Annotated in this window: 12 protein-coding genes; 9 read left to right on the top strand and 3 right to left on the bottom strand. The window is 67.9% G+C overall.

Features of this window, described 5'->3' with window-relative positions; translation table 11 throughout:
* Positions 1-110 precede the first annotated feature (110 nt).
* Together ACYVGY_RS12485 and grxC are read right to left on the bottom strand one after the other, a co-directional pair.
* A complete protein-coding gene (locus ACYVGY_RS12485) occupies positions 111-449 on the bottom strand; it encodes a carboxymuconolactone decarboxylase family protein (RefSeq protein ID WP_460457855.1) in 339 nt (112 codons plus the stop codon).
* Between the two features lie 50 nt (positions 450-499).
* A complete protein-coding gene (gene grxC, locus ACYVGY_RS12480) occupies positions 500-745 on the bottom strand; it encodes a glutaredoxin 3 (protein ID WP_460457854.1) in 246 nt (81 codons plus the stop codon).
* A 172-nt stretch (positions 746-917) separates the two neighbouring features.
* On the opposite strand from grxC, the gene ACYVGY_RS12475 reads away from it, so the two are divergent.
* The 7 genes from ACYVGY_RS12475 to ACYVGY_RS12445 all read left to right on the top strand — a co-directional run bounded on the left by ACYVGY_RS12475 (position 918) and on the right by ACYVGY_RS12445 (position 10088).
* Positions 918-2528: a M48 family metalloprotease gene (locus ACYVGY_RS12475; RefSeq protein WP_460457819.1), complete on the top strand. Its 1611-nt coding sequence runs from the start codon at positions 918-920 to the stop codon at positions 2526-2528.
* A gap of 77 nt (positions 2529-2605) precedes the next feature.
* The gene (gene phoB / locus ACYVGY_RS12470; RefSeq protein WP_460457853.1) at positions 2606-3298 is read left to right on the top strand and encodes a phosphate regulon transcriptional regulator PhoB; all 693 of its coding nucleotides are present in this window, start codon (positions 2606-2608) and stop codon (positions 3296-3298) included.
* Positions 3299-3317: 19 nt separating this feature from the next.
* Positions 3318-4646: a phosphate regulon sensor histidine kinase PhoR gene (gene phoR, locus ACYVGY_RS12465; RefSeq protein WP_460457818.1), complete on the top strand. Its 1329-nt coding sequence runs from the start codon at positions 3318-3320 to the stop codon at positions 4644-4646.
* Positions 4647-4726: 80 nt separating this feature from the next.
* The gene (ppk1, locus tag ACYVGY_RS12460) at positions 4727-6805 is read left to right on the top strand and encodes a polyphosphate kinase 1 (RefSeq protein ID WP_460457817.1); all 2079 of its coding nucleotides are present in this window, start codon (positions 4727-4729) and stop codon (positions 6803-6805) included.
* Positions 6806-6811: 6 nt separating this feature from the next.
* Complete coding sequence (locus ACYVGY_RS12455) at positions 6812-8332, top strand: Ppx/GppA phosphatase family protein (protein ID WP_460457816.1); 1521 nt, start codon at positions 6812-6814, stop codon at positions 8330-8332.
* Between the two features lie 92 nt (positions 8333-8424).
* A complete protein-coding gene (locus tag ACYVGY_RS12450; RefSeq protein WP_460457852.1) occupies positions 8425-9555 on the top strand; it encodes a glycosyltransferase family 4 protein in 1131 nt (376 codons plus the stop codon).
* Positions 9552-10088: a phosphatase PAP2 family protein gene (locus ACYVGY_RS12445; protein ID WP_460457815.1), complete on the top strand. Its 537-nt coding sequence runs from the start codon at positions 9552-9554 to the stop codon at positions 10086-10088. Before ACYVGY_RS12450 ends, ACYVGY_RS12445 begins: the two co-directional genes overlap by 4 nt.
* Before the next feature lie 95 nt (positions 10089-10183).
* Here ACYVGY_RS12445 and ACYVGY_RS12440 read toward each other — a convergent pair whose 3' ends face one another.
* Positions 10184-12004, bottom strand: coding sequence for a DUF885 domain-containing protein (locus tag ACYVGY_RS12440; RefSeq protein ID WP_460457814.1), 1821 nt, complete (start codon positions 12002-12004; stop codon positions 10184-10186).
* 83 nt (positions 12005-12087) lie between these two features.
* Here ACYVGY_RS12440 and ACYVGY_RS12435 point away from each other — a divergent pair, with 83 nt between their 5' ends.
* Positions 12088-12957, top strand: a complete 870-nt coding sequence (locus ACYVGY_RS12435; protein ID WP_460457813.1) for a 23S rRNA (adenine(2030)-N(6))-methyltransferase RlmJ — start codon at positions 12088-12090, stop codon at positions 12955-12957.
* A 3-nt stretch (positions 12958-12960) separates the two neighbouring features.
* On the top strand, positions 12961-13971 hold the full coding sequence (locus ACYVGY_RS12430) for a zinc-dependent alcohol dehydrogenase family protein (protein ID WP_460457812.1): 1011 nt from the start codon (positions 12961-12963) through the stop codon (positions 13969-13971).
* The last annotated feature ends 28 nt before the right edge of the window (positions 13972-13999 follow it).

Raw genomic sequence — 13999 nt, 5'->3', positions numbered from 1 at the left:
ACTTGTTCTTCCAAGAGGTATCGGCAGCCGGACGGCCGCCAGAGGCGCCGTATTATGCCAGATTCACACGCCCCCCCGGCCACTGGACCTTGGTCGCAGCCCCGCCGCCCTCAATGCTCGTGGTCAGGCGCCGCCGGCGCATGCGCGCCCTGCCCTTCTAGCTGGTCCAGGAAGTCGACCCCGCGCCGCAGGTGCGGGATCACGATCGAGCCACCTACCACCAGGGCCACGCTGAACGCTTCGAAGAGCTCGTCGCGATCCACGCCGGCCTCCTTGCACTGGGCGATGTGGTAGCTGATGCAGTCGTCGCAACGCAGCACCATCGAGGCCACCAGGCCCATCAGCTCCTTGGTCTTGAGGTCGAGCTTGCCGGCCTTGTAGGTCTGCGTGTCGAGCGCGAAGAAGCGCCGCACCACCTGGTTGTCCTGGCCCAGGATGCGCTCGTTCATGCGCTGCCGGAACTCGGTGAACTCCTTGAGGCGATCGTCCTCGCCGGCGCTCACGACTCCGCCTCCAGCAGCGGCTTGAGTCCACCCTTGCGGTCCAGCGCCACCAGGTCGTCATAGCCGCCGACATGGGTATCGCCGATGAAAATCTGCGGCACCGACGTGCGGCGGGCGAGCGACATCATCTTCTCGCGAGCCACCGGGTCGATATCAATGCGCACTTCTTCCCAGCTGGCGCCACGGGACTTCAGGAAATTTTTCGCGGCCACGCAATAGGGGCAGATCGCAGTGGTGTACATCGTGATGTTGGGCACGTCGGTCCTCCGTTGACCGGTCAAGTTTGGGGGCGCCGGCCCGGCAATGCCAGCGGGGGCTCCGCAACGCTGAAGCGCAGCTGCGGCGTTAACTCCTGATTCACGCCCGGCGCCCGGGGCAGCCGGTATCCTCGGGCATCACCCATCCGGAGTCGCCGTGCGCATCCTGCTCCCCGTTGCCGCTCTCAGCCTGGCCCTGTCCCTGGCCTGCAGTGCCCGCGCCCAGAGCACGGCCCTGCCCGACATCGGCTCGTCCGCCGGCGAGGTGATCGATCCGGGCATGGAGGCGCGATACGGCGCCTATACGCTTTACGAGCTGCGCCGCCTGGGCCTGGTGCTCGACGACCCCTTGATCGACGGCTGGCTGCAGGCCATGGGCTACCGTGTGGCCGCCGCCAGCGACACGCCGCAGCAGTCGTTTACCTTCTTCATGATGCGCGACCGCCAGATCAACGCTTTCGCGACGCTGGGCGGGTATGTCGGCATGAACGCCGGCCTCGTGATCACCGCCGAGACCGAGGACGAAGTGGCGGGCGTGATGGCGCATGAGATCGCCCATGTCACCCAGCGCCACGTGCTGCGCGCGGTCGAGCGCGCCCAGAAGGACCAGATGCCGATCATGCTGGCCATGCTCGGCGCGATCGCGCTGTCCCAGGCCGCTGGCGACAGCAGCGTGCGCTCCAGCGGCGGCAGCCAGTCCAGCGACGCCGCCGCCGCGGCCATTGCCGGCGCGATGGCCTTGATGCAGCAGCGCCAGATCGACTACACCCGGTCCAACGAGTCCGAGGCCGACCGCATCGGCATCCAGGCCCTGTCCCGGGCCGGCTATGAACCGGACGGCATGGCCGACTTCTTCGAGCGCATGCAGCGCAACAACCGCGGCAACAGCGGCGGCTACCAGATTCCGGAATACATGCGCAGCCACCCGGTCACGACCACCCGCATCAGCGAAACCCGGGACCGCGCACGCAAGCTCGCCGAGCAGCCTGCCGCCAGCCCGGTGCGTAGCCCCGGCGGCGGCAGCTTGCTGCTGCCGGGACAGTTCAGTCTCGGCGACACCACCCTGCGGGGTGGCAGCGACGCCTTCCCTTGGGCCCGGGAGCGGCTGCGGGCGCTCAGCGCCGACAGTCCCGCCGCCGCCCTGCGCGAATATCGCGCCTTGGCCGGCGCGCCCGGCGCCCGGGTCAGCGATGCTGAGCGCTATGGCCTGGCCCTGGCGCAGCTGCGCGGTGGCTACCCGGCCGAAGCCGAGGCGACGCTTGAGGCGCTGTTGAAGGTGCATCCGGGCCAGCTTTGGCTGGAGCTGGCGCAGGCCGAGGCAGCGTCTATCGGCGGCCGCCACGCATTGGCCGGCGAGCGCTTCGAAGCCCTGGTCAGCCGCCACCCCGACAGCCGCGCCGTCCGCCTGACCTATGCCGACGCCCTTGCCAAGCAGGCGACGCCTGCCTCCGGACGGCGCGCACAGACGGTTTTGCGCCCACTGATGGCCACCAGCGGCGACGACCCCCTGTTCCAGCGCAGCTTCGGCCGCGCCAGCGAACTGGCGGGCGACACCATCCGGGCCGGCGAAGCCTTTGCCGAGACAGCATTTCTCAACGGCCGCGCCGTGGACGCGCTGAACCAGCTCGACGCCCTCAAGCGCCGGGATGACCTGGACTACTACCAGCGCGCCCGGATCGAGGCCAGAATGGCGGCGATCACGCCGATCGTCCTGGAAATGGAGCGTCAGGGCATGCGCCCCGAGCAGCAAGGGCCAGATCGCCAGTAGCCCGGCCACTGTCACCGGTTGGTAACAATAGTTTTATCTACTTGCACTCAGGCCCACCCGGTGACACGTTGACCCTCGTGCAAAAACGCATCCTGATTGTTGAAGACGAACCCGCGATCCGCGACATGGTCGCCTACGCCTTGCGCAAGGCCGACTACGAACCCGTGCACGCCGGCGACGCCCGCGAGGCCCAGCACGCGATCGCCGAGAATGTCCCTGACCTGATCCTGCTTGACTGGATGCTGCCCGGCGCCAGCGGCCTGGAGTTGGCCCGACGCTGGCGCAAAGACGAACTGACCCGAGACGTACCGATCATCATGCTCACCGCACGGGGCGAGGAAAACGACCGGGTCAGCGGCCTCGAGTCGGGCGTGGACGACTACGTGGTCAAGCCGTTCTCGGCCCGGGAGTTGCTGGCGCGCATCCGCGCGGTCATGCGCCGCTCCCGCGGGGACGAAGACGACGGCTCGGTCGTCGTCGCCGGCCTGCGCATCGACGGCGCCGCCCACCGCGTGTTCGCGGGCGATCAGCCGGTGCACGTGGGACCCACCGAGTACCGCATGCTCCATTTCTTCATGACCCACGCCGAGCGCGTGTATTCACGCACCCAACTGCTCGACCACGTCTGGGGCGGGAACGTCTACGTCGAAGAACGGACGGTGGATGTACACATCCGTCGCCTGCGCAAGGCGCTCGAGCCCTACCGGCTCGACGGAATGGTGCAGACCGTGCGCGGCGCCGGCTACCGCTTCTCCGCCGCGGCCGCCTGACGATGGGCGCGCGCGGGGCATGACCGTATCCCTGCTGCTGCAGCTGGCCTGGCGCCAGTCCCTCATCCGCCTGCTGCTCTACTACGGCCTGGCCCTGGCGATCGGCCTGGCGCTGGGCGAGCCCTGGTGGGCCCTGGGCCTGGCCACGGCGGGTTTGGCGATGCGTGCCTACTGGCGCCTGTACCGGGTGCTGCGCTTCCTGGACTGGCGCAAGCAGCTGCGCACGGTTGACGGGCAAGGGCTTTGGGCCGCGCTGGAAACCCTGATCCACCGCCGCCAGACCGAGAACAGGAGCCGCGGCCGTCGCTTGGTCAGGCTGCTGCGCGCCTATCGCCAGGCCGCTACGGCAATGCCCGACGGCGCCCTGATCATCCAACGTCGCGATGGCCGCCTGGTCTGGTTCAACAAGACGGCGCGCCATCTGGTGGGCCTGAACTACCCGCAAAGCCTGGACAGCTCCTTGCTGGACCGGTTCCCGGACCACGCCGGCGTGCGCGAATGGCTGGCTGCCGGCCAGACGGACGAGCCCCTGCTCGACCTGGCCAGCCCCGCCGACCCGATGCTGCGCATCAGTCTGCGGCTGATCCCCTACTCCGCCACCCAGTGGCTGGTGGTGGTGCGCGACGTGACCCAGCTGATGCGGCTTGAACAAATGCGCCGCGACTTCGTCGCCAACGTCTCGCACGAATTGCGCACCCCGCTGACGGTCGTGCACGGCTATCTGGACATGATCGAACCGGAGGAACACCCGGACCTGGCGGTGATGGTCGAAGAAATGCGCCGACAGTCCCAGCGCATGACCCAACTGGTTGAGGACCTGCTCACCCTGTCCCGGCTGGAGGCCCAGAACCACCTGCCAGAAGAACGGCTGGCGATGGCGCCGATGCTGGTCAACCTGCGCCGTGAGGCCGAGGCCCTGAGCCAGGGCCGGCACGAGATCGTGGTCGAGGATCTGGCGGCATGCGATCTCATCGGGTCCACCAAGGACCTGCACAGCGCGTTCTCGAACCTGGTCGGCAACGCCGTGCGCTATACCCCGACCGAGGGCCGCATCCGGATCCGGTTCGAACGCACGCCCGACCGCGGCGCCCGCCTGTCGGTCCACGACAGTGGCCAGGGCATCCCGGCCCAGCACCTGCCGCGGATCACCGAGCGCTTCTACCGCGTGTCCACCAGCCGATCACGCGAATCCGGCGGCACCGGCCTGGGCCTGTCCATCGTCAAGCACGTCCTGAGCCTGCACCAGGCCTCGCTTGAAATCGACAGTGAGGTTGGCCGCGGCAGCTGCTTCGCCTGTGTCTTCGGGCCGGCGCGCGTGCTGGCACGCGAGGACGACGCGGAGGCCTGACGGCCTGGCTTCAGGCCTTCCGGCGTAAACTAGACGACTTGATTCGCGCCCACCCGCATTCGCCAGCCATCGAAGCCACCATGAGTCCAGAATTGCCCGAAACCACCGACCTGCACGCCCCGGAGCTCTACCTCAACCGCGAGTTGTCGCAGCTGGAGTTCAATTTCCGGGTTCTGGCCCAAGCCCAGGACCCTGCCGTGCCGCTGCTCGAGCGGCTGAAGTATCTGTGCATCAGCTGCACCAATTTGGATGAATTCTTCGAGATCCGCGCCGCCACCGTGCGCACCGCGCAGCAGTTCGGCGGACCGCTGCCGCCCGACGGCATCCCGCCGACGCAGGCGCTTGAGCTGATCCACGACAAGGCGGCGGGCCTCGTCGACGAGCAGTATCGGTACTGGAACGAAACAATGCGGCCCGAGCTCAACGCCGCCGGCATCCGCATCCTTGCCCATTCGTCGTGGAATGCCCGGCAGAAGAAATGGCTGCACAAATACTTCCAGGAAGAACTGCTGCCGGTGTTGTCGCCGCTTGGGCTGGATCCGGTCCATCCGTTCCCGCGCATCCTCAACAAGTCGCTGAATGTGGTCGTGGTACTGGAGGGCAAGGACGCCTTCGGACGCAGCGGCGGCATGGCCATCGTGCGCGCGCCCCGCTCGCTGCCGCGCATCATCCAGCTGCCGCCCGAGGTATCCGGCGGCCAGCACGACTTCGTGCTGCTCTCGGCCGTACTCACCGCCTTCGTCGACGACCTGTTTACCGGCATGAAGGTCAAGGGCGCCTACCAGTTCCGGGTCACCCGGAATTCCGAACTGTTCGTGGACGAAGAGGAGGTTGAGAACCTCGCCAGCGCGCTCAAGGACGAACTCGCAAGCCGTGGTTTCCGACCCGCGGTGCGGCTGGAGATCGCCGAACATTGCCCCAAGCCGATCGTCGCCATCCTGCTGCAGAACTTCGGCCTCACCGAGAACGCCGTCTACCGCATCAATGGCCCGGTCAACCTCAACCGCGTCACCCAGGTCTACGACCTGGTGAACCGGCCCGAACTCAAGTTCCGGCCGTTCCGGCAACGGCCCGCCGACCTCGACGAAGACTCGCCCTTCACCACGCTGCGCCAGCGCGACGTACTGCTGCACCATCCCTACCAAAGCTTCCAGTCGGTGCTGGACCTGCTGCAGAACGCCGCCAACGACCCCGACGTGCTGGCGATCAAGCAGACCGTCTACCGCACGGGCAAGGACAGCAAGGTTATCGAACACCTGATCACGGCCGCGCGCAACGGCAAGGACGTGACGGTGGTGGTTGAGCTGCGCGCCCGCTTCGACGAAGAGGCCAACATACGTCTGGCTGACCAGCTGCAGGAAGCCGGCGTGCAGGTGATGTACGGCGTGGTCGGCTTCAAGACCCACGCCAAGATGATGCTGATCGTGCGCCGCGAGGGGAAAAAGCTGCAGCGCTACGTGCATCTGGGCACCGGCAACTACCATGCCGGCACCGCCCGCGTTTACACCGACATCGGGCTGATGACGTCCGACCCTGATATCGCCGCCGACGTGCACGATATCTTCCACCAGCTCTCGGGCCTGGCGCCGAAGATCAAGCTGCGCCGCCTGCTGCAGTCGCCCTTCACCCTGCACGCGGCCCTGATCAAGAAGATCGGCCACGAGGCCGAACTGGCACGCGCCGGAAAGCCCGGCCACATCATCGCCAAGATGAATGCGCTCAACGAACCCAGTGTGATACGCGCCCTGTATGAGGCCTCGCAGGCCGGGGCGAAGATCGACCTGATCGTTCGTGGAGCCTGCTGCCTGCGTCCGGGCGTACCGGGCGTCTCCGAGAACATCCGGGTTCGTTCGGTGATCGGCCGGTTCCTCGAGCACAGCCGCGTGTACTGGTTCGGCAACAACGGCAAGCCCGAGATCTTCTGCTCCAGTGCCGACTGGATGGAGCGCAACCTGCTGCGCCGCGTCGAAACCTGCTTCCCGATCCTGGACCCGGCGCTGGCCGAGCGTGTCCGTGACGAAGAGCTGGCGAACTACCTGGCTGACAACCTCAATGCCTGGGAGCTGCAAGAAGACGGCCGCTACACGCGCGTGTCGCCCGCTGAAGGCGAGATGCCTTATTCTGCCCAGGGCGCGCTACTCGCCCGTCTCTGTGGATGACACCGGATGCCGACTGAAGCCGAGCAGCCCCTGAAGGATGGCGACCTGTTGGCCGCGGTCGACCTGGGCTCGAACAGCTTCCACATGGTCGTGGCCCGCTACCTTCAGGGGCAGCTGCGCATCGTGGACCGCATCAAGGAAACGGTTCGCCTGGCCGAAGGCCTGGACGGGCAAGGCGGGCTGAATCCCGACGTGATGCCCCGTGCGCTGGACTGCCTGGCCCGCTTCGGCCAGCGCATAGACACCATTCCCGCGCATCTCGTTCGCGCCATCGCCACCAATACCGTCCGGTCGCTGCGCATTCCGCAGGCCTTCCTGATGCCCGCGGAAACCGCCCTGGGGCACGGCATCGAAATCGTCGCCGGTCGCGAAGAGGCGCGCCTGATCTACCTTGGCGTCGCCCACGGCAGTCCGCCCTCGGAGGGAAAGCGTCGATTGGTGATGGATATCGGCGGCGGCAGCACGGAATTCATCATCGGCGAAGGCTTTGAGGCGGTTGAACGCGAAAGTCTGCAGATGGGCAGCATCGCCACCACGCGTCGTTTCTTCGGCGACGGCAAGCTTTCGCTCAAGCGCTGGAAGGAAGGCCGCACCGAAATCACCGCCGAGTTCCAGCAGTTCGCCGCGGCCTATCGCCGGCTCGGCTGGCACGATGCGATGGGCTCCTCGGGCACGATCAAGGCGATCTGCGATATTTCGATCGCGCTCAAGATCACCAAGGCTTCGATCACCGCCGACAGCATCACGGCGATCCGGGAGAAGCTGCTTGGCGCCGGCCGCCTCGAAGACATCCGGCTGCCGGGCCTGCCCGACGAGCGCCGGCTGATCATCGCCGGCGGACTGCTGGTGCTCGACGCTGCGTTTTCGGAGCTGGGCATCGAGCGCATGTATGTCAGCGACAATGCGATGCGCGAAGGCGTGCTGTACGACCTGGTGGGTCGCGCCAGCGAGACCGATCCGCGCGAAGCCTCGATCGTGGCGCTTTGCCACCGCTACGGCGTCGACGCGGCGCAGTCGGCGCTGGTCGAAGCGACGGCGCTGCGGCTTTTCGACCAGGTCGAATCCGCCTGGGGCCTGGACGGCGACAACCGCCGCCTGCTTTCCTGGGCTGCGCGCATCCACGAACTGGGCCTGGCGATTGCCCACAGCCAATACCACCAGCGCGGCGCCTACGTGATCGAGCACTCGGATATCGCCGGCTTCTCGCGTACCGAGCAGCAAATACTGGCCGCCCTGGTTCGCAACCAGCGCCGCAGCCTGCACCTTGGCAGCATCGAGAAGCTTCCCGACCGACTGATCCCGAACACGCTGCGCTGCGCCCTGCTGCTGCGCCTGGCGGTGCTCTTGCACCGCAGCCAGGATCGCAATCCGCAGCCGGCCGCCGACGCCACCGCAGACGGCGACACCTTGACGCTGAGCCTGCCAAAACGCTGGCTGGACGGACACCCGCTGACGCGGGCCGACCTGGACACCGAACGCGAGTACCTGCAGGAAGTCGGCCACGCGCTGGTGCTTAAGATCGTCTGACCGAGGGCGCCGCGCGGGGCGTCATGGGGTTGAAACGGGGCGGTCACGCCACTGGCATGTCGCGCCGGCAGTCTGTCGCCATGGACAGACTGCTGCACATCGAACTGGTCACTGAAACCTACCCGCCCGATGTCAACGGCGTCGCCCTGACCGTGCAGTCGCTGGAGCGAGGCCTACGCCGGCAAGGCCACACGGTCGGCATCGTACGGCCACAGCGCGACGACGAAAGCCCGCGTCCCAATGCCGACCTGCTGCTGGTCGAAGGCGCGCCGATCCCGCGCTATCCCGGCCTGCGTTTCGGGCTTCCGGCCGGCAAGCGCCTGGCCGCACGCTGGTCGGCGCAGCGCCCGGACGCGGTCTACATCGCCACCGAGGGTCCGCTGGGATGGTCGGCCCTGCGCGCCTGCCGGCGCCTGGGCATTCCCGTCGCGACCGGCTTCCACACCCGCTTCGATGACTACGTCGGCCGCTACGGCGCCGGGTTCTTAAGCCCCGTGGTTTTCGCCTGGCTGCGCCGCTTCCACAACAAGGCCGACGCCACGCTGGTGCCAACCCGCGAGCTCGAAAGCGACCTGCGCCAGCAGGGCGTCCTGCACGTACACCGGCTGGGCCGCGCGGTGGACACCCGCCAGTTCCACCCGCGATGGCGCGACGACGCGCTGAGGGCGCGCTGGCTGCCCGCCGACGGCGCGCCGGTGGTGCTGCACGTCGGCCGCATCGCGCCCGAAAAGAACCTGCCGCTGGCGGTGCGCAGCTTCCGCGCGCTCGAGGCCAGGCGACCGGGCGCACGCTTTGTCTGGGTCGGCGACGGTCCCGCCCGGGCCGAGCTGCAGGCGGCGAATCCGGATTTCATTTTCGCCGGCATCCAACGCGGCGATGCGCTGGCACGGCACTTCGCCAGCGCCGACCTGTTCTGCTTTCCGAGCCTGTCGGAAACCTTCGGCAACGTGACCCTGGAGGCCATGGCCAGCGGCCTGGCCACGGTCGCGTTCGACTACGGCGCGGCGCGCGAGCACCTTTGCAACGACGGGCACGGCGCCACCGTGGCCTTCGGCGACGAAGCCGACTTCGTCGAGGCGTTCCTCCGCATAGCCCTGCGCGCGGACCTGGCCACGCTGGGCCGGGCGGCGCGCGAGTCCGTGCTGCATCTTGAACCTGACGAGGTCGCGGCCGACTTCGCGGCACTGCTCGGTGCGCTCAGCCAGTGGCGGGAAGCGGCGTGAGCCCGCGCACCCGCCGCCTCGTGCTTCGCGAGGAAGGCTGGTGCCTCGCCGCCAACCAACTCGGCGCGCGGGCCTGGGTGCGGATGTACTTCCGCGCCATCAGCCGCCTCGGCGACGGCGCCTTCTGGTACGCCCTGATGGCGGCGCTGGTGCTGTTCGACGGCTGGCGCGGCCTGGCGGTATCGGCGCAGCTGGCGGCCACTGGCCTGGTCGCGCTGACCCTGTACCGCAAGCTCAAGCGCTGGACCCGCCGCCCGCGCCCTTTCGCCGCCGACGACCGCATCCGCGCATGGGAAGCGCCGCTGGACGAGTTCAGCTTCCCCTCGGGCCACACGCTGCACGCGGTGTCCTTCACGATGGTGGCGCTGGCGCACTATCCGGCGCTGGCCTGGCTGCTGGTGCCTTTCACCGCCAGCATCGCCGTATCGCGCGTGGTGCTCGGCCTGCACTATCCCAGTGACGTACTGGCCGCGTCGGCGATCGCCACGGCGCTCGCCGCCCTCTCCCTCTGGCTGCTTGCCCTACCCCTGTAGGAGGGCCTTCAGGCCCGAAGCTCTTCGCCGAAGAGCTTCGGGCCTGAAGGCCCTCCTACAGCGAGCGGAGGCAGCAGGCCAGGGGATTTACTGACTCACTTCGCCGCCTGCTCGCCGATCCACGCGTCCACGCGCCGCTCGAGCAGGGCCATTGGCATCGATCCTCCCTGCAACACGAGGTCGTGGAACGCGCGTGCATCGAACTTCGGGCCCAGCGCCGCCTGGGCCTTGCCGCGCAGCGCCAGGATCCGGTTCATGCCGACCTTGTAGGCCAGCGCCTGCCCCGGCATCACAAGGTAGCGTTCGATCTCAGCCACCACGTCGGTCTCGGGCATGCCGGTCTTGTCGAGCATGTAGCCGATCGCCTCTTCGCGGGTCCAGCGCTGGTCATGCATGCCGGTGTCCACCACCAGGCGGACGGCGCGGAACATTTCCGCCTGCAGTCGGCCCAGGTTGTCCAAAGGCTTTTCCTGGAAGCCCTGCTCCCACGCCAGGCGCTCGGCATAGAGCGCCCAGCCTTCCGAGAACGCGGTGAAAGGAAGAATCTTCCGGAAAGTCGGCACCCCGGTCAGTTCCTGCTGGATGGCAATCTGGAAATGATGGCCGGGGATGGCCTCGTGGTAGGCCAGGGTGCGCATGCCGAAGCGCGCGACCTCGGCGGTATTGCGCAGGTTGAGGTAGAACACGCCGGGCCGTGACCCGTCGAACGCGGGTGCGTTGTAGTAGGCGCCCGCCGAGGTCTTCTCCCGGAACACGGGCACCCGTTCCACCACGACGCCCGCGCTCGGGCGCACGTTGAACAGGTCGCCGATACCGGCATCGATCTCTTCGATGATGCTCGTGAAGTCGGCCAGGATTGCCTCACGCCCGGCGTCGGTGTCCGGATAGAGCTGGTCCGGGCGCGCGGCGATCAACTGCACGCGGTCGCCGACGCTGCCGCCCACCAGGCCCTCGGCGACCAGGATCGCGTCCATCTCCGCCTCGATGCGCGCCACCTCGGCCAGACCCATGGCGTGGATCTCGGCCGGCGTCATGTCGGTGGTGGTGTTCTGGCGCACCTGCCAGGCGTAGAACGCCTCGCCGTCGGGCAGCGCCCAGACACCGTGGTTGCCGGTGGTCTTGGGCAGCAGCGCATCGTAGTGCGCGATGTAGCGGCCGTGCGCCGGCTGCACGGCCTCGACGATCGCCTTCTCAGCCTCGTCCAGCAGAGACTGGCGGGTGGCGGCGTCAAGCTCGGTCGACGGCACTTTCGCGAGCTTTTCCGCGAACGAGGTGTACAGGATGTTCTGCCGGGCCGGCGCGTCCGCAAAAGCGCGCATCTCGGCTAGCACCTTTTCAACCACGAAGGTCGGCGGAATGATGCCCGCGGCTTCACGGGCCTCGAGGCCCTCGAGCACCTGCGCCGCTACCACCGGCATCTTGCGCAGGCGAGCGAGGTAGTCCTCCGCCTCGCCCACGGACGCGACCGGATGCTGGGTGGCCAGGAAGGTCGGCAACTGGCTCTGGACCCCGAACATCTGGTTCAAGGGGTAGTCGTGCAGGGCGAAGCGCTCGCCTTCGGCCTGCTGTGCGAGGAAGTACTCCAGCATGTCGTAGGACAGTTGGCGCCCGGGGTCGAGCGCCTCGCGATCGTAGGCGCGCAGCGTGGCCAGGTCGTCGGCAAGCTTTTCCTGGAGCTCACGCTGGCGCGCCAGCGAACGATCGCTCAGGTCGTCGCTGAACCAGTCGGCCCAGGCCGGAAGCATGCGCATCGAGCTCAGCAGCTCCGGATCGTCCACCGCGTATTCGATGAAAACGCGCTCGAAGAACCAGTCGATCTTCAAGGGCTTGGCGTACATCGTATGCAGCAAGAGCCCGGTCGCCAGCACCGCGGTGCCCAGCAGCAGCCAGCTCGTCCAACGCATCAGCGCTTTCATCGGCGTCCTCCCCAGTCCAGGCCGGGAACATAGCAGACCTGAGCAGCCGCCCGGTCGCGGGCCCGGGGCGCTAGACTGGCGGCATGAACTATCGCCACGGATTCCACGCCGGCAACCATGCGGACGTGCTCAAGCACCTGATCCTGGTCGCCCTGCTCGACGCGCTCAAGCGCAAGGACGCGCCCTTCTTCGTGGTCGACACCCATGCCGGCCGCGGACGCTACGACTTGGGCGGCCTCCAGGCCAGCCGGACCGGCGAAGCCAAGGCCGGCATCCGCCGGCTGTGGACACACGCGGCCACCCTGCCCAGCCCGCCGCCCGCCCTCGCCCGCTACCTCGCGGCGATAGCCGCAGCCCAGGCGGAGGCCCCGAACACCTACCCCGGCTCGCCCCTGATCATCTCCCAGGCCCTGCGTCCCCAGGATCGCTTCGCCGCCTGCGAGTTGCTGGCCGAGGAGGCGGCGGCGCTGAAGACGCTGCTCGCGCGCGACCCGCACAGCCACGTGCACGCCCGCGACGGCTATTCCGCACTCAAGGCGCTGCTGCCACCGCGCGACGGCGCGACCAAGTTCGCCCGCGCCCTGGTCCTGGTCGATCCGCCCTACGAGGCCCAGGACGAGGAATACCCGCTGATCACCACGGCCGTGGCCGACGCCCTGCTGCGCTTCCCGCAGGGCATCTTCGCCATCTGGTACCCGATCAAGCAGCGGCCCAGCCTGCATCCCTTCTTTCGCAAGGTCGCCACGCTGCCGATGAAATCGGCGCTCACGATTGAGCTGCTGGTGCGCCCCGACGACTCGCCGCTGCGCATGAACGGCAGCGGCATCCTGCTGCTCAATCCACCCTGGCAGATCGAGAAAGATATCGAGCCCGCCCTGAAGCCCCTCGCCCAGTCCATGGGTGAAGCCGGTGCCTCCTGGCGCCTCACCTGGTTGAAACAAGACAAGGCCTGAGCCATGAAAGCGAAGAAAGCCCAGTACAGCGAGCGCGGCCCGGTACCGCAGGACGTCATCGGCGCAGTCGAATTCGAGCTGCCGGCGCTGACCGCCGGCCACGTGCGCGTGGCCGTGCTGGCGGCGCCCATCAATCCTTCCGATGTGCTGACCCTGACCGGCGAGTACGGCATCCTGCCGCCGCTCCCGGCGACTGGCGGCAACGAAGGCGTGGGTCGCGTGCTCACCTGCGGCGAAGGCGTGGACCAGCCCGCCGTGGGCAGCCTGGTGCTGCTGCCGGTGGGCTGCGGCAGCTGGACCACGCACCTCGACCTGCCCGCCAAGCACCTGGTGCAGCTGCCGGCCGACGTGGATCCGGTGCAGCTGTCCATGCTGACCGTGAATCCGCCCACCGCCCTACTGATGCTCACCGAGTTCGTGGACCTCAAGCCCGGCGACTGGGTGATCCAGAACGCGGCCAATTCGGCGGTCGGCGGTTACCTGGTCCAGCTCGCCAAGCTGCGCGGCATCAACACCATCAACGTCGTGCGCCGTGCGTCCGCCATCGCCGCGGTGAAGGCCAGCGGCGCCGAGCACGTGGTGGTGGACGCCGAGGACCTGCCAAAACGCGTGCGCGAAGCCACAGGCGGCGCCCCGGTGAAACTGGCGATCGACTGCGTCGGCGGCGTCAGCACCGAGAACCTGGCGCGCTGCCTCGACGAGGGCGGCACGCTGGTGAACTACGGGGCGATGAGCGGCGAACGCTGCATGATCTCGCCGCGCTATTTCGTCTTTCGCGACATCACGCTGCGCGGTTTCTGGCTGTCGCAGTGGTTCAAACAGGCGACGCCGCAAAAGCGGGCCGAGGTCTTCGGCCACATCGCCGGGCTGATCGCCGAGGGCAAGCTGCAGGCGCGGGTGCAGGCCACCTATGACATCGACCACATCAAGCAGGCCGTGCAGGCCGCCGCCAGTGGCGCCCGCGACGGCAAGATCGTGATCGAACCGCACGGACCACCGCGCGCGGCGATCTGAATTAGCCAGGGAGGGCGCGGCGAAAGCC

Source organism: Arenimonas alkanexedens (assembly GCF_054781355.1).
This window is presented reverse-complemented; position numbering and strand designations above follow the sequence as displayed.